The organism is Pseudomonas floridensis (assembly GCF_002087235.1).
Lineage (GTDB): Bacteria > Pseudomonadota > Gammaproteobacteria > Pseudomonadales > Pseudomonadaceae > Aquipseudomonas > Aquipseudomonas floridensis.
In genome coordinates this window covers 14,254-30,880 of record NZ_MUIO01000108.1, presented here as the reverse complement: position 1 = coordinate 30,880, position 16,627 = coordinate 14,254, and the positions used below count along the sequence as shown (strand labels likewise).

The 16,627-nt window shown below is 59.3% G+C and carries 14 protein-coding genes; 7 read left to right on the top strand and 7 right to left on the bottom strand.

Annotation, left to right across the window (positions count from 1 at the left end):
- Positions 1-13: 13 nt before the first annotated feature.
- The 4 genes from BZK31_RS23930 to xylA all read right to left on the bottom strand — a co-directional run bounded on the left by BZK31_RS23930 (position 14) and on the right by xylA (position 5,293).
- A complete protein-coding gene (locus BZK31_RS23930; RefSeq protein ID WP_083185760.1) occupies positions 14-1,150 on the bottom strand; it encodes a sugar ABC transporter permease in 1,137 nt (378 codons plus the stop codon).
- Complete coding sequence (gene xylG, locus BZK31_RS23925; protein WP_083185759.1) at positions 1,151-2,707, bottom strand: D-xylose ABC transporter ATP-binding protein; 1,557 nt, start codon at positions 2,705-2,707, stop codon at positions 1,151-1,153. It lies immediately after the preceding gene.
- A gap of 99 nt (positions 2,708-2,806) precedes the next feature.
- Positions 2,807-3,808, bottom strand: a complete 1,002-nt coding sequence (gene xylF / locus BZK31_RS23920; RefSeq protein ID WP_083185758.1) for a D-xylose ABC transporter substrate-binding protein — start codon at positions 3,806-3,808, stop codon at positions 2,807-2,809.
- A gap of 168 nt (positions 3,809-3,976) precedes the next feature.
- The gene (gene xylA, locus BZK31_RS23915; RefSeq protein WP_083185757.1) at positions 3,977-5,293 is read right to left on the bottom strand and encodes a xylose isomerase; all 1,317 of its coding nucleotides are present in this window, start codon (positions 5,291-5,293) and stop codon (positions 3,977-3,979) included.
- A 164-nt stretch (positions 5,294-5,457) separates the two neighbouring features.
- On the opposite strand from xylA, the gene BZK31_RS23910 reads away from it, so the two are divergent.
- Positions 5,458-6,633, top strand: a complete 1,176-nt coding sequence (locus BZK31_RS23910; protein WP_083185756.1) for a XylR family transcriptional regulator — start codon at positions 5,458-5,460, stop codon at positions 6,631-6,633.
- Positions 6,634-6,636: 3 nt separating this feature from the next.
- On the opposite strand, the gene BZK31_RS23905 is transcribed toward BZK31_RS23910, so the two are convergent.
- Positions 6,637-8,007: a GntT/GntP/DsdX family permease gene (locus BZK31_RS23905; protein ID WP_083185755.1), complete on the bottom strand. Its 1,371-nt coding sequence runs from the start codon at positions 8,005-8,007 to the stop codon at positions 6,637-6,639.
- 314 nt (positions 8,008-8,321) lie between these two features.
- Between BZK31_RS23905 and gvpU the strand changes: the two genes are divergently transcribed.
- A complete protein-coding gene (gvpU, locus tag BZK31_RS23900) occupies positions 8,322-8,792 on the top strand; it encodes a gas vesicle accessory protein GvpU (RefSeq protein WP_083185754.1) in 471 nt (156 codons plus the stop codon).
- A gap of 50 nt (positions 8,793-8,842) precedes the next feature.
- On the opposite strand, the gene BZK31_RS23895 is transcribed toward gvpU, so the two are convergent.
- Both BZK31_RS23895 and BZK31_RS23890 read right to left on the bottom strand, forming a co-directional pair.
- A complete protein-coding gene (locus BZK31_RS23895) occupies positions 8,843-9,409 on the bottom strand; it encodes a manganese catalase family protein (RefSeq protein ID WP_083185753.1) in 567 nt (188 codons plus the stop codon).
- 107 nt (positions 9,410-9,516) lie between these two features.
- On the bottom strand, positions 9,517-10,164 hold the full coding sequence (locus BZK31_RS23890) for an HAD-IA family hydrolase (protein ID WP_083185752.1): 648 nt from the start codon (positions 10,162-10,164) through the stop codon (positions 9,517-9,519).
- Positions 10,165-10,462: 298 nt separating this feature from the next.
- On the opposite strand from BZK31_RS23890, the gene BZK31_RS23885 reads away from it, so the two are divergent.
- From BZK31_RS23885 to BZK31_RS23865, 5 genes are all read left to right on the top strand, one after another.
- Positions 10,463-12,154, top strand: coding sequence for an NAD-dependent malic enzyme (locus tag BZK31_RS23885; RefSeq protein ID WP_083185751.1), 1,692 nt, complete (start codon positions 10,463-10,465; stop codon positions 12,152-12,154).
- 236 nt (positions 12,155-12,390) lie between these two features.
- Positions 12,391-14,031: a phosphoethanolamine transferase gene (locus BZK31_RS23880; protein WP_083185750.1), complete on the top strand. Its 1,641-nt coding sequence runs from the start codon at positions 12,391-12,393 to the stop codon at positions 14,029-14,031.
- A 149-nt stretch (positions 14,032-14,180) separates the two neighbouring features.
- Positions 14,181-15,314, top strand: a complete 1,134-nt coding sequence (rnd, locus tag BZK31_RS23875) for a ribonuclease D (RefSeq protein ID WP_083185749.1) — start codon at positions 14,181-14,183, stop codon at positions 15,312-15,314.
- Complete coding sequence (locus BZK31_RS23870) at positions 15,311-15,604, top strand: YcgL domain-containing protein (protein ID WP_083185748.1); 294 nt, start codon at positions 15,311-15,313, stop codon at positions 15,602-15,604. The genes rnd and BZK31_RS23870 overlap by 4 nt, the downstream gene beginning before the upstream one ends.
- A 70-nt stretch (positions 15,605-15,674) precedes the next feature.
- Positions 15,675-16,607: a D-2-hydroxyacid dehydrogenase gene (locus BZK31_RS23865; protein ID WP_083185747.1), complete on the top strand. Its 933-nt coding sequence runs from the start codon at positions 15,675-15,677 to the stop codon at positions 16,605-16,607.
- The last annotated feature ends 20 nt before the right edge of the window (positions 16,608-16,627 follow it).

Sequence of the window (16,627 nt, the reverse complement as noted above, 5' to 3'; positions counted from 1 at the left end):
AGCATCCCGACCCTCAACGACGCCCCGTCCGCGTACTCACGTCCACCCACACCGCCAGCACCAGAATGCTGCCTTTCACAATCATTTGCCAATAGCTGTCCACATCCAGCATGGACATGCCGTTGTCCAGGCTGGTGATGACCAGCGCCCCCAGCAACGCGCCGTAGACCGTGCCTGAGCCGCCGCGCATGGATGTGCCGCCGATGAAGCAGGCGGCGATAGCATCGAGTTCGCCCATATTGCCGGCGGACGGTGAGCCAGCAGCGAGGCGGGCGGTGTTGACCATGCCGGCGAGGGCGCACATGACGCCCATGATGCCGAAGATCCACAGTTTGACCGCTTGCACGTTGATGCCCGACAGACGTGTCGCTTCCATGTTGCTGCCCACCGAGTAGACGCGGCGGCCAAACACGGTCTGGCTGGTCACGTAGCTGAATACGCCCAGCAGAATCAGCAGGAGCAGCACGGGCACCGGGATACCGTCGTAGCTGTTGAGGGTGTAGACGAATCCGGCCAGCACCGCGCCGATCAGTACTATCCGGGAGAGGTCACGAACCATCGAGTGTGCGGCCAGGCCATGCAGGGCGCGGTTGCGGCGTTGGCGCCAGGTCAGGAAGAGGGTGAGGGCAAAGAGCACAATGCCCAATCCCGTGCCCACCGCATGCGGCAGATAGCCTTGGCCGACATACACCAGTTCTGGCGAGACCGGTGCGATGGTGGTGCCGCCGGTGATACCCAGCAGGATGCCGCGAAAAGCCAGCATGCCGCCCAGACCGACGATGAACGAGGGAATGCGCAGGTAGGCGGTCATGTAGCCGTTGGCCAGGCCGATCATCAGGCCGAACAGGGCGACAACGCTCAGGTTGGCCAGCAAGGGGATGTGGTAGACCACGTCGAGAATCGCCGCCAGCCCGCCGAGCAGGCCGAGCAGTGAGCCCACCGACAGGTCGATTTCACCACTGATGATCACCAGCACCATGCCGCAGGCGAGGATGCCGGTAATCGACATCTGCCGCAGCAGGTTGGACAGGTTGCGCGGAGTCAGGAAACCGCCTTCGGTCTGCCAGCTGAAAAACAGCCAGATGATCGCCACGGCGATGACCAGCGCGAGCATTTTGTAGCGGGAGAAGAGTTGTTTGACCTGATTCATCTACGCGGTCTTCCGATTGTTATGGTCATGGCCATCGGGATGGCTGAGCGCGGCAGCAAGCACCTGTTCCTGAGTGAGGTCCTGATTGACGAAGTCGCCACGCAGCTGGCCTTCGCCAATCACCAGCACGCGGTCGGAAACGCCCAGCACTTCGGCCAGCTCCGAGGACACCATGATGATTGACACGCCTGCGGCCGCCAGGGCGCCCATCAGCTTGTAGATTTCATACTTGGCGCCGACATCGACACCCCGCGTGGGCTCGTCGAGGATCAGCACGCGGGGTTTGGTCAGCAGCATCTTGGCCAGCACGGCCTTTTGCTGATTGCCGCCGGAGAGGCTGGTGATCGGCAGAAAGGGGCTCGCCGTCTTGAGGTGCATGCGCGAGATTTCCCGGTTGACGCTGCCCAGTTCGGCTTCGGCGTCGATGCGGGTCATTTTCGAATAGGTGTCGAGCACCGCGAGGGTAATGTTCTGGCCGACGCCCAGGTCTGGAATGATGCCCTGACGCTTGCGATCTTCCGGGACCATGCACAGGCCGGCGCGGATCGATTTGAGCGGCGTGCGCGTATCGATCTTCTGGCCTTCCAGCCACACTTCGCCTTCGTAACGTCCGGGGTAGGCGCCAAACAGCGCAGAAACCAGTTCCGTGCGTCCTGCACCGACCAGCCCGGCAATGCCCAGAATCTCGCCACGCTTGAGCACGAACGAAATGTCATCGACGCGTTTGCGTTTCGGGTTGTCCACGTCGTAGCAGGTGAAGTGGCGCGCCTCGAACATCACTTCGCCCACGTCATGGGGTTCGGTGGGATAGAGATTGCTCATTTCCCGGCCGACCATCTGAGTGATAATCCTGGGAATGTCCATGTCCGCCATCGCGGTCGTCGCGATGTGCTTGCCGTCGCGGATCACTGAAATGGTGTCGCACACCGCGGCCACTTCATCGAGCTTGTGGGAGATGTAGACGCAGGCAACGCCCTTGGCTTTGAGGTCGCGAATGATGTCCAGCAACACCTCGATTTCCGAGCGGGTCAGGGCTGAAGAGGGCTCGTCGAGGATCAGCAGCCGTGCCTGTTTGTTCAGCGCCTTGGCGATTTCCACCAGTTGCTGATAGCCGCCGCCATACTGCGAAACCGGCAGCGCGACATTCATGTCCGGCACCTTGAGCTCACGCATCAGGGCTTCGGCGCGATGGATCATGGCCGGGTAGTTCATGCGTCCACCGCGCAGGGTCAGTTCGTGGCCCATGAAGATGTTTTCGGCAACCGACAGATCAGGCACCAGGGTCAGTTCCTGATGAATGATCACAATGCCCGCCGCCTCAGTCTCACTGATCGACTGAGCCTTGAGCGGTTGGCCGTCCCAGAGAATGTCTCCTTCCCAGGTGCCGTAGGGATAGACCGCCGACAAGACCTTCATCAGCGTGGATTTGCCGGCACCGTTTTCGCCGCACAGGCCGACGCACTCACCGGCGCGCACCTTGATATCGATGCCGTTCAGCGCTTTGACGCCGTCGAAGGCTTTGACGATGCCGTTCATTTGCAACAGGTAGTCGGACATTGACGAGGCACTCTCACATAAGCAACGGACGGAATCTCGCAGGACCGGGCTGCCCCGGTCCTGCGCGGTATCCTCAGGCGTTCAATCGAGCCTGACCGGTCACTGCCCGGCGATCTGCGCCTTGGTGTAGAAGCCATCCTTCTCCAGCAGGTCGATGTTGTCTTTGGTCAGCGCAGTGGGCGTGAGCAGGATGGTGTCGACCTTCTTGTTGCCGTTGTCGTACTGCGAGCTGTAGGTCGGTTTTTCGTTGCGTGCCAGTTGCACCGAAAGCTTGGCGGCTTCCGAGGCGATCAGTTTCAGGGGCTTGTAGACGGTCATGGTCTGGGTGCCGTCGATCACGCGCTTCACTGCCGCCAGATCGGCGTCCTGTCCGGAAATAGGCACCTTGCCAGCCAGTTTTTGCGCGGCCAGGGCCTGAATGGCGCCGCCTGCGGTGGCGTCGTTGGAGGCAACGATGCCATCGATCTTGTTGTTGTTACGGGTCAGAGCGTTTTCAACGATGCTCAGGGCTTCGGTCGGATTCCACTCCTTGACCCACTGCTGACCGACAATCTTGATGTCGCCCCGGTCAATGGCCGGTTGCAGCACTTTCATCTGGCCTTCACGCAGGATCTTGGCGTTGTTGTCCGTGGGCGCGCCGCCGAGCAGGAAGTAGTTACCCTTGGGCGCGGCTTGCAAGACGCCGTTGGCCTGCATCTCGCCGACCTTTTCGTTATCGAAGGAAATGTAGGCGTCAATGTCGGCGTTGAGGATCAGCCGGTCATAGGAGACCACCTTGATCCCGGCCTTTTTGGCCTCGGCGACGGCGTTGGTCAGCACGGTGGCGTTGAACGGCACGATGACGATGACATCGACGCCGCGCGAGATCAGGTTTTCGATCTGGGAAATCTGTTTCTGCTCGTTGGCGTCGGCCGACTGTACGTAGACCTTGGCGTCCATTTTCTCCGCCGCCGCGACGAAGTAGTCACGGTCCCGCGACCAGCGTTCCAGACGCAGGTCATCGATGGAGAAACCGATTTTCGGATTGGCGGAATCGGCCATGGCCGGAAGCGAGAGCAGTGCCAGCGCGCTGGCGAGTAACGTGAGCCGTACTTTTTTCATGATGGTGCGTCCTTTTATTGTTGTTTGAAAGACACTGCCTGACGTGGAGCCTGTTGCCGGTAAAACTGTAGAGAGTTGCGGGAAGCTGCGCGCAGAGATTTGTCGCGAAAATGTAACCGCATCGCGGCCTCCGTAAACTCTGCGACGTTTAGCCCGTTCGACATCGGGTCAGCGGTAGATGAACCGGTTGACCACGTTTTCCAGCATTTCCTGCCGACCGCTGACGGCCTCCGGATTCAGCTCGTCGGCAAACGCTTTGTGGGCCAGCGACTCCAGGCTGAACTCGCCTGCCAGCACGGCCTTGCCAAACGGTTGCTGCCAACCGGCGTAGCGCTGATCCTTGAATTGCTGAAGCTGATCGTTCTGCAGCATGGCGGCGGCACGTTCCAGCGCCAGGGCCAGGACATCCATGGCTGCCACATGGCCGTGGAACAGATCGACTTCGTCCAGGCTCTGGCGGCGAACCTTGGAATCGAAATTGAAACCGCCATTCTTGAAGCCGCCCGCTTTCAGAATCTCGTACGTGGCAAGGGTCATTTCCTCGACGCTGTTGGGAAACTGGTCAGTGTCCCAACCGTTCTGCGGGTCACCACGGTTGGCGTCGATGCTGCCAAAAATTCCCAGCGAAACGGCGGTGGCAATCTCGTGGTGAAAGCTGTGTCCGGCGAGGGTTGCGTGGTTGGCTTCGATGTTGACCTTGATCTCGTTTTCCAGCCCGAACTGCTGCAGAAAGCCGAACACCGTGGCGCTGTCGTAATCGTACTGGTGCTTGGTCGGTTCCTGTGGCTTGGGTTCGATCAGCAGGTCACCAGTAAAGCCAATCTTGTGTTTGTGCTCCACCACCATGCGCATGAAACGGCCCAACTGTTCGCGTTCCTGCTTGAGGTCGGTGTTGAGCAGCGTTTCGTAACCTTCCCGGCCACCCCACAATACGTAGCTCGCGCCTTTGAGCCGTTGGGTGGCATTCATGGCGCTGAACACTTGCGCGGCGGCATAGGCGAACACCTCGGGATCCGGATTGCTGGCGGCACCGGCAGCAAAGCGCGGATTGCTGAAGCAGTTGGCGGTGCCCCATAGCAGTTTGATGCCGGTCTGTTCCTGATGGCGCTCCAGGTGGTCGATCATCTGCACGAAATTGTTGCGGTAGTCCTTCAGCGAACTGCCTTCCGGTGCGACGTCGGTATCGTGGAAGCAGTAGTAATCAATGCCCAGTTTGGAAAAAAACTCGAAGGCGGCTTCGGCCTTGCCGATGGCTTGCTCCATCGGATCGACGGGGCGCTGCCAGGGACGCTTGAAGGTGCCCGAGCCAAAGACGTCGGAACCGGGCCAGACGAAGGTATGCCAGTAGCAGACCGCCATGCGCAGGTGCTCACGCATGGGTTTGCCCAGGATCAGTTTGTTGGCGTCGTAGTGGCGAAAGGCGAGGGGCGAATCGCTGGCAGGCCCTTCGAAGCGAATCTTGTCGACAGTGGGGAAGTGCGACATGGGCGTTTTCCTTATTGTTCTTGGCGGTGTCCCGATACTAGCAACGCCCCTGTGCCTGCTGATTACGAAAGTCACCAACGTGCAGTGCGATTTTGAGTTGAGATCTGTCCGCCACGCGCCTAGTCTTCAATCCACGGCACCGTTACCCAGTCAGTATAAAAACAATGAAAACTGTACCCCCGGTTCACCGCATCGCTTTGCTGTTCAACGGCAGCAAGATCTACGACCGCGGCATTATCAGCGGCATCGGCAATTACCTGAGCAGCACGCGTGCGTCCTGGGACTTGTTCCTCGAGGAGGATTTTCTCTGTCGCCTGCGCGGGATCGAACGCTGGCAGGGCGATGGCATCATCGCCGACTTCGACGATCCGCTGATTGGCGAGGCGCTGGCGGGCAGTTCGCTACCGGTGGTGGCAGTCGGTGGTTCCTATCAGGATGCTCGGGCGTACCCCAAAGGCATTCCCTATGTGGCCACTGATAACGACGCATTAATGAGGATTGCGTACGAGCATTTGATCGAGGCCGGGCTGACGCGTTTTGCCTGTTTCAGCCTGCCCGAAGCGCAGGCCAATCGCTGGGCGCAGGAGCGGGAGAAGGGCTTTCGCAGACTGTTGCAACGCGACGGCCTGCACGTCGAGATCTACCGTGGCATGGGCACCAGCGCGCCGCTTTGGGACAGCGCGGTCGAGCAGCAGATTGCCTGGCTGCAGAGCCTGCCCAAACCCATTGGTATCATCGCGGTCAGTGACGCCCGGGCCCGGCAGTTATTGCAAGCCTGTCTGACGGCGGGCATTGCCGTACCTGAGCAGGTGGCCCTGATCGGCATCGACAACGACCCGCTGACCCGAACCCTCACCCGGGTACCACTCAGTTCGGTGATTCAAGGCACCGAAACCATGGGCCGGACCGCCGCGCACCTGTTGCATCAGATGCTCCACGGCATGCCGTCCACGGGCACACAGATTCTGATCCCTCCGGATGCGATCAACGTGCAGGCTTCAAGCCTGCATCAACCGTTGGGCGATCCTTATGTGATGCAGGCGCTGTTGTTCATCCGACAGTACGCATGCCAAGGCATCAAGACGGCCCAGGTGGCGGCCTATGTCGGCGTGTCGCGCTCGTCGCTGGAGTCGCACTTTCGCAAGGTGCGGGGTTGCAGCGTGCACGACGAGATTCTGCGTTTCAAACTGACTGCGGCCGCCAGCGGGCTGGAAAACACCGATTCGGCGATTGCCGACATCGCCCGAAATTGCGGCTTCAAGTCCGCCCAATACCTGCACACCGTGTTTCGTCGTGAGTTCGGCTGTACGCCCAGGGAGTATCAACAGGAGGCCCGCTGAGCGTCACGCCAGCCAATGCCACAACAGCGATGTGCCCACCAGACCGACCACCGAAACGATGGTCTGCAGCACCGACCAGACCCACAGCGTCTGCTTCAGTTGCAGGCCGAAATATTCGCGGACCATCCAGAACCCGGCATCGTTGACGTGGCAGAAGAACACCGAGCCCGCGCCGATCACCAGCGCTACCAGAGACGCTTCCAAGGGTGCAAGACCGGCCATCATCGGCGCCAGAATGCCTGCCGTGGTGGTGGTTGCGACGGTGGCCGAACCCGTCGCTTGCCGCAGCGCCACGGCAATCAGCCAGGCCAGTAGCAGGTAGGGCATGTGCGCGCCTTCCGCCACTTTGCTGATGGTCTGGCTGACGCCGGCATCCAGCAGCGTCTGCTTCAAACCGCCGCCTGCGCCAATGGTCAGCAGCAGCACGGCAATCGGAGCGAGGCTTTTGCGCAGGGTCCCGCCGACATGTTCCCGGGAAAGACCGTTGGCCCAACCCAGGCACACGGTGGCAGCCAGCACGGCGATGCCCAGCGCCACGAGCGGCTCGCCGAGGAATTTCAGGGTCAGCGCAGCAGTGCTTTCAGATGCCATCGCCACTTTGGCCAGCGTACTGCCGAGCATGAGGATCACTGGCAACAGAATGATCAGCAGCGACATCCCGAAGCTGGGTTGACGGCTGGTGTCGGGTCTGGCGCTGAACAATTTGCCCAGTTCGGCAGGCTCTTCAATGTGCATGCGCTTCGACAGCCAGTTGCCGTATAGCGGACCGGCAAGGATCACGGCCGGAATCGCGACGCACAGGCCCAGCAGCATGGTCAGACCCAGATCGGCATGCAGCGCGCTGACGGCGATCAGTGGTCCGGGGTGGGGCGGCATCAGGGCATGCAGCGTGGTCATGCCCGCCAGGGCAGGAATGGCGATCTTCAACAGCGGCTGACCGGACTGACGCGCCATGACGAAGATGATCGGCACCATCATCACCAGCCCGACCTCGAAGAACAGTGGAAGTCCGATGACCATCGCCACCAGTGCCATCACCCACGGCAGGCTCTTGCCTTTGCCGAGACCGAGCAGGGTCGACGCGATGCGATCGGCAGCACCTGACTCCGCCATCAGCGCGCCTAGCATCGCGCCCAGGGCGATAATGATCCCGGCTTCCCCCAATATGCCGCCCGCGCCTTTGCTGAAGGCTTTCGCCACGGCTTCGGCAGGCAGGCCGGCACCGATCCCGGCGATGAACGTGCCCACCAGAATCGACAGGAAAGGCGGGAGTTTGGTAGCGCTGATCAGCACGATGATCGTGGCGATTGCAATCAGGCAGCAGACAATCAGACGGGTGTCGTGAAACACCCAGGCAGCAGACGACAGATCCAACGCGGACCCCCTTATCACTCGGGTTCAAATCAGGCGTCAACCGAAGCTGGCCTGGCGGGTGGTTGATACAATTTGTTGCAATTTATCGAACGATACCCGAATGCGGCATTGCGTCGCAGCTAATTTCTCACCGGTTTTGGCTGGAATGCCCGTTGCCGGGTTCGACGAGGAGCGGGGTTGAGCAGATGTGATGGCCGACAGGACTTGACGTGGGCTGGTCTTTTTCAAATGCAGATTGTCTGTACCTGAGTTTCGCTTTTGGCCGATGTGATCTATACCTTGGTTTCACGTTGTGTGAAGCCAGGAGCTTTCAGATGTCGGACGTCGATCAAATACAGCATGTGCAACCTTCTCCCAGACAGAACCATGACGATGTCATTGCCCATTTGAAATGGCAGGGCAAACAGATCGACTGGTTGCTGCAATGGTTGGTCAAGTTCGTGGCCAATACCAAGGTGGAAATGGGAGTCACCCTTTCGGTAGGCGGCAATCTGGTGTCAGGGCATCTGATCTCCCATGACGACTATTTCGAACAACTGGCCGAGGATATTTCAGGTCCCTTCACCCAATTCGCCAACGGCACCGACGCTTCCATGAAGGAGATGATCCTGTCGTTCAAACCCGGCGAAACGTCCGAAGATACGCCCGCCTTTCATTTCATCCACTTGAAAGACTGCCGGACCTATTCCAGCGACGGAAATCCGATTTGCGAGTCCGGCGTGTTATGGCGCGGCAGGATTGCGGCGGTGGATGGGTTCACCATAGGCCTGATCGCCAAAAAGTAGCGTCTTCATCGATCCAATGCCCCGCGCAGACGGGGCGTCTGGTCGATTGTTCAGCGTTTGATTTTCTTCAGCAGTGTGGCGAACTCGTTGCGGTGCTTTATCTGACGCCGTTTGGCCTGGTTCAAGGCTGTAATGAAATGGCTGTCTGAAGTCATCGCGGTCAGTTGCTCGTAGATGGCTATCTGTTTTTCCTCGGTGGCGATGTTTGATTGCAGGTAGTGATCCTGTCGGGTCGCATCGCGTGTCGTGGTGCTTTGCGGTTCCAGAGTGTCGCCCATCTGCTCGGCCGAGATTTCAGTGTTTTCCAGTTCGTTGCTGATAATGCCCTTGTCTTGCAGCAGCGTCCTGAACTTGGCACGGTCAGGCTGATCGGAAGGGCGTGCTGTATGACCCTTCGCCAGTTCCAGCAGAATTGACGCAAGAACTCTGGCGTTCTTGATCTTCTCCTTGGCAATTCGAATGAGCAGTGCTTTGTGCTCCGGATCACTCTCGCTGATTGCCTGGCTCAGATAAGCCGTCGCCATGGGCAATTCCCCTTCAGCACCTCTGAATTGCTCCAGCAGAAGGTCGAAGAACGCAATGCTGGACATGAATGTGTTACTTGTCGGGTCGGTCATGCCTGTCTCCAATCAACGTAGACCACTCTTATTCTTTATGTCTGAACGTGAAATAAAAACCTGGGTTCAGAGTTTTCGATGAATGAGCCGGACACGTCGTTATGGATTCAGAGGGTCAGCTTGAGACGACCGTTTTCAAGACTGACCGACACGTCCAGGTAGCTGGCCAGGGTTGAGTCCTGCGTTTCGAACGGGTGCAGATGGGCGGCGGTGATCACCACCACGCTGGCGCCTGCGGCCTTGCCCGCCGCAATGCCCGCTGGTGCGTCTTCGAAGACCAGGCACTGTTCAGCAGCGACACCCAGTCGTTGCGCTGCAAGCAGAAAGCCCTCTGGCGCGGGCTTGCCCTGGCTCACGTCTTCGGCGGTAACTACGATGTCCGGCAGCGCAAGGCCAGCGGCCTTCATGCGGGCTGCCGCCAGTGCGCGCGGGGCCGAGGTCACCATCGCCCAGCGATCGGGAGGCAGTGAATTGAGGAACGCGGCCACACCTTCAATGGCTACGACACCTTCCACGTCTTCGATTTCCGCTTGCGAAATGGCAGCGGCTTCCTGCTGCGCATCGATGCCCGGAATGTTCTGCCTGCGAACCGTATCGATGCTTCTGACGCCATGAATGGTCGGCAGGAATGCGTCCACGTCCAGTCCGTGTCTGCGTGCCCATTTCGACCACACCCGTTCGGCGGCAATAACGGAGTTGAGAAGGGTGCCATCCATATCGAACAGGAAGGCGGCAAAGGACTTCTGGTTGAGCATGCTGATCTCGCAGTCACGGAATGAAGGGTAAAGATGCCCGCTCGCACCCAGGCAGGGCAAGGCGCGCGGGCATGTCTGTTTGCTGAATCGGTAGCATCATCTTGCCATTCTTTGCGCGACAAAATGCCGCAAGCGGTTTCGAGGCGAGTAAGATGTGGCCCTGACTTCATACACCGAAGATTGTCCGGTATGGCCTGAAAGAGCTGGCACATAAAGAAAAAGAAGAAAAAAGCGCCAGGCTGCCCGCCCCGGTCGACGCACAGAATCAATGAGTAGACGAAAAAGGCGATCAGAAAAAATGACCAACACTTCGCGACCTTTATACATTTCCTACGCAGGACCTTCACTGCTGGAAATGCCCTTGCTGAACAAGGGCAGTGCCTTCACCCCGCAAGAGCGGGTCGAATTCAACCTGATCGGGCTGCTGCCGCAGAACGTAGAGACGATCGAAGAGCAAGTCACCCGGGTTTACAGCCAGTACAAGCAATGCGCGACCGACCTGGACAAGCACATCTACCTGCGTTCGATTCAGGACAATAACGAGACATTGTTCTTCCGGTTGCTGGACTCGCACCTGGACGAAATGCTGCCAATCATTTACACGCCCACCGTCGGCCAGGCGTGCCAGGAATTTTCCAAGATCTACCGCACCCACCGCGGTTTGTTCATTTCCTACCCGGAACGAGACCGTATCGACGACATCCTGCGCAGCGCCACCAAGGATCGCATCAAGATCATCGTGGTCACCGACAGCGAGCGCATTCTTGGTCTGGGCGACCAGGGTATCGGCGGCATGGGCATTCCGATCGGCAAACTCTCCCTGTATACCGCCTGCGGCGGCATCAGCCCGGCCTACACGTTGCCGATCGTGCTGGATGTCGGCACCAACAACCGCGAACTGCTCGATGACCCGATGTACATGGGTTGGCGTCACGAGCGCGTGTCGGGCAAGGAATACGAGGACTTCATCGCGCTGTTCATCGACGCCGTACAGCGCCGCTGGCCGGACGTGCTGTTGCAGTTCGAAGATTTCGCCCAGTCCAACGCCATGCCGTTGCTGGAAAAATACCGTGACGAACTGTGCTGCTTCAACGACGACATTCAGGGCACCGCCTCGGTGGCCGTCGGTACCTTGCTCGCCGCTTGTAAAGCCAAGGATGAAACCCTTGGTCAGCAGAAAGTGGTGTTCATCGGTGCGGGCTCTGCCGGGTGCGGGATTGCCGAGCACATCATCGCCGCAATGCAGATCGAAGGCTTGAGTGAAAGCGAGGCGCGCAAGCGCATCTTCATGGTCGATCGCTTCGGCCTGCTGACCGATGGCATGGACAATCTGCTGGATTTCCAGAAGCGTTTGGCGCAAAAAACCGCTGACGTATCCGGATGGGCGGCGGGCACCGAGGCATTCCCGACCCTGCTCGATGTCGTGACGCATGCCGGTGCTACTGTGCTGATCGGCGTTTCCGGTCAGCGTGGTCTGTTCACCGAGCAGGTGATCCGCGAGGTGCACAAGCACTGCGCCAAGCCGCTGGTGATGCCGTTGTCGAACCCGACTTCCAAGGTCGAAGCGACGCCGGAGGAAATCCTGCGCTGGACCGACGGCAATGCGCTGGTCGCCACCGGCAGTCCGTTCGCGCCGGTCCAGATCAACGGTCGCACCGTGCACATCGCGCAGTGCAACAACTCCTACATCTTCCCCGGCATTGGTCTGGGTGTCGTGGCCTGCAAGGCGTCGCGGATTACCGATCGCATGTTGATGGCGGCCTCCAACGCACTGGCCGAATGCTCACCGATGGTGACAGGGCAGGGCGACGCCGTGCTGCCGCCGCTCAAGGAGATCCAGCAAGTCAGTCGCAAAATCGCGCTGGCCGTCGCCAAGGAAGCCCAGGCCGAAGGTCTGGCGCTGGAAACAACCGAGGACGTATTGCTCGCCGCCATCGAGCGTAACTTCTGGTTGCCCGATTATCGCGCTTACCGTCGCCGTTCTGTCTGATCGGCCCTGGACGCTCACCAGCGCCCTCGCAAGCCTGCTTGCGGGGGCGTTTTTACGAGCGCTTTCAGTGCGTTGCCTGAATCCCGACTGTCGTGCGGTGAAATAAAATTAATCCGACCGCGGCTTCTCGGGTTTTTCACATAAAATTGATAAGGCGCTGCTTACAGTCCGCCCCATCGGGGAGTTGCCTGACTCGCGTTGTGCCCGATGCATATTAATTCGATAAGCAGACTGCGATGCCGACAATCAGAAGTGTTCGACCAGAGTGTGTAACGTTACTTGCCAGCGGTTTCTTATTAGTGGGTTTCAACCTCAACCTTTGGCAGCACCTTTTCGCAATCACCAGTTCCGACCCCAAAGGCATCGCCATGCGCGTGGCCTTTGCTGTGATGATTTTCTGTGTATTCAATATTTTTCTGACACTGCTGGCGTTCAGGCGTGTGTTCAAACCGGTGCTGATCGTGATGTTCATGGTCAGCGCCGGTGTGGTCTATTTCATGACCGAATATGGCGTAATGATCGATGCGGGCATGTTCCGCAACTTCGCTGAAACCAATATCACCGAAGTGCAGGGTTTGCTGTCGCTCAAGCTGGTGCTCTATATCCTGTTGCTGGGTGTCCTGCCGTCTCTGCTGCTGTGGAAAACCCCGATCAACTATCGGCGCTGGCACCGCGAACTGTTCAGCAAGCTGCTGGTGGGCGTCGTATGCAGCGTGGCCATCGGCGGCTTTGCGTTGGCCAACTATCAGGGGCTTTCTTCACTGTTTCGCAATCACCACGAACTGCGCTTGATGGTGGTGCCCAGCAATTACATCGGTGCGTCGATGGGGTATCTGAGCGAGCAGGTGATGTCCGCCCGACGCCCGTTCGTAAAACTTGGCGAGGACGCCAGGCGCTCTGCGGACCGGGCGGGGCATACGCGCAAGTCGCTCACGGTGTTGGTGGTGGGCGAGAGTGCCCGGGCCGAGAACTTCGGCATTCTGGGTTACGGTCGCAATACCACCCCAAATCTGAATAAGGAAAGCGATCTGGTGGCTTTTACCGACGTGTACTCGTGCGGTACCGAGACTGCCGTGTCGGTGCCCTGCATGTTTTCCAACATGGGGCGCAAGGATTACGACGGTGCCAAAGCCCGCAATCAGGAAGGCTTGCTGGATGTGCTTCAGCGCGCCGGTATTCAGGTGGTCTGGCGTGACAACCAGGCCGGGTGCAAAGGCACTTGCGACCGGGTGACGTTCCAGGATGTCAGCAACCTGAAGGATCCGCAGCTGTGCAACAACCATGAGTGCCGGGACGAGATTCTGCTGCAGGGACTGGAAGGGTTCATCAATAACCTGGACAAGGACACGGTATTGGTTCTGCATCAGATGGGTAGCCATGGCCCGGAGTACTTCAAGCGTTATCCAAAGGAGTATGAAAAGTTTACCCCTGTCTGCGAAAGCAATGCCCTGAACAATTGCACGCGGGACAGTATCGTCAATGGTTACGACAACACGCTGTTGTACACCGACCATGTTCTGTCGAGTCTGATCGATATCTTGCGTGCTCATCAGGACAAGGTCGATACAGCAATGATCTATCTTTCCGATCACGGCGAATCGCTCGGCGAATACAACCTGTTTCTGCATGGCACACCCTATCTGCTGGCACCCGATCAGCAGAAACACGTACCGATGATGATCTGGCTGTCGCAGAACTATCAGCGCACGTTTGCCGTGACGCCGGAGTGCCTGGCCAAAGAGCGTAATACGCCACTCAGTCAGGACAATCTGTTTCATTCCATGCTGGGGCTGTTGAAGGTCGACACCAAAGTCTACAACCCGGCTCTGGACCTGTTCACCGGTTGCCGCAACGAAGTGGCGACCCGCGCGCAATAACTGGGGCGTACCGTGCGTGCCTGAAGGGCCTGCGTATCCAGCCGTTTCCGTCAGTCATTTGCCGGAAGATGCTCAGGAGATGGACGACAGATGCGCGATTACACCCGGTAGCGATATATACTGCGCGCCATTGTTGAAGGGAGAGCCGTGTGGCCATCGATATTCACTGGATTCGCGACGACGACAGCCTCGCCCTGCATTGTGCTCAGTGGCAGTCTCTGCCGTTCGTGGCGCTCGACACCGAGTTCATGCGGGTCGACACGTTTTACCCGATTGCCGCGTTGCTGCAGATCGGCGACGGTTCACGCGCCTGGCTGATCGACCCATTGTTGATCAACGACTGGCGTCCGCTGTCCGCGTTGCTGGAAAACCCTGACGTCATCAAGGTTGTGCATGCGTGCAGCGAGGACCTCGAAGTTCTGCTGCGCCTGACCGGCAGCCTGCCGGTGCCGCTGTTCGACACTCAACTGGCAGCGGCTTACCTGAACCTCGGTTTTTCCATGGGCTACTCGCGTCTGGTGCAGGAGGTGCTCGACATCGACCTGCCCAAGGGCGAGACCCGTTCTGACTGGCTGCAGCGTCCGCTGTCGGAGACGCAGATCAGCTACGCCGCCGAAGACGCGGTGCATCTGGCCGAACTCTTCACCATCCTGCGTCCGCGTCTGTCTGATGACAAGTTCGCCTGGCTACTGGAAGACGGTGCGGAGCTGGTGGCCAATCTGCGACGCGACGTCGACCCATATGAGGTCTATCGCGACGCCAAGCTGGCCTGGAAACTGTCCCGCGCTCAGTTGGCGGTATTGCGCGGGCTGTGTGCGTGGCGCGAGGTGCAGGCCCGTTCCCGTAATGTGCCACGCAACCGCATCGTGCGTGAGCACTCGCTCTGGCCGCTGGCCAGGACTCAGCCCGACAATCTCGGCGCGTTGGCGCGCATCGAGGACATGCACCCGCGCACGGTCCGTCAGGATGGCGAGTTTTTGCTGGAGCTGATCAAGACCGCTGCCAGCGTGCCACCTGAAGAGTGGCCACCGGCATTGCCCGAGCCGCTGCCTGTCGAGGCAGCCGGGTCCATCAAGCGCCTGCGGGCCATCGGTCAGCAGTACGCCGAGCAACTGGACATGGCGCCGGAACTGATGCTGCGCAAGAAAACCCTCGAAGCGCTGCTCAAGAGCGGTTATCCCGACGGTCCCTACCAATTGCCTGAGTCGCTGCGTGGCTGGCGTCGCGAACTCATGGGCCAGGCGCTGCTCGACAGCCTGACGACCCAGGGAGAACAGCCGTGAAGCGCATCTGCTCGATTTATCGCAGCCCCAAGAAAAACGAGATGTACCTCTACGTCCTGAAAAGCGACGTACTCAAGCGCGTGCCGCCCGAGTTGCTGGCCGCGTTCGGCACTCCGCATCATGCGTTCGATCTGGTGCTCAGCCCCGAGCGGGCCCTGGCGCGCGAGGATATCCACAAGGTGCTGGAAAACCTCGACGCTCAAGGCTATCACCTGCAGATGCCGCCAGCCGAAGACGAGTACATCGAACATCTTCCGGAAGAGCTGCTGCGTCGCAACGATCCGGTGTGATCGGTTTTCATGTGTAAAGCGGCCCACGCCTGACGTGGGTCGTCTGTCCCGTTTTTAAGGTTTTTGAAGCATGCGCGTCCTGATTGCCGAGCACGATTACCCCGTTTACACCCAATTGCTGCGTAAGGCTGCGCCTGATCTGGAGGTCTTGAGCAGCGGCGATTCGGCCGAGCTGTCTCGTATGGCCAGCGATTGTCCTGTCTGGCTGGGACAGCCGGATCTGATGGCCAACCTGCTGCGTCAGGGTCACAAGCCTCAGTGGTTGCAATCCACTTGGGCGGGGATCACGCCGCTGCTGGTCAATGGCCTGTTCCGTGAGTACCGCCTGACCCGCGCCGTGGGGATCTTCGGTCAGGTCATGGCTGAATTTCTGCTCACCTACATGCTCGGTCACGAGCGCGAAGTGCTGGCGCGGTTGATGAGCCAGGTGGAGCGCAAGTGGGATAACCGGCCCGGTCAAAGTCTGGCCGGGCGCAAGGCATTGATCGTCGGTGCCGGTGATATCGGGCAGAAAGTCGCCGAGTTTCTGGTGCCGTTTGGTGTTCAGGTGTACGGCGTCGCTTCAACGGCGCGCACTCAGGCGCCGTTCATTGAGGTTTGCGCGCTGACGGATATCGACAATCTGGTTGGCGACATGGATTACGTCATCAACCTGCTGCCGAATACACCCGATACTCAGGACCTTTACGACATCAAGCTGTTCGCCGGTTTCAAGCCTTCGGCGCTGTTCATCAACGTCGGGCGCGGGGCGGCGGTGGTCGATGCCGATCTGGTCGAAGCGTTGAAGGAAGGCCACCTGGCCGGAGCGGTGATAGATGTCTGCCGTCAGGAGCCGTTGCCGCAGCGTCACCCGTTCTGGACCGCGTACGGTCTGCTGCTGACCGGGCATAGCTCCGCGCCGACGTCACCTGTGGCCATGACCGAACTGTTCGTCACCAACCTGAATGCCTACAACGCGGGTGAGGCGCTGCGCGGTGAAGTGGATTTTTCACGCGGGTATTGAGTCTGCGCTTTCACGCGGTG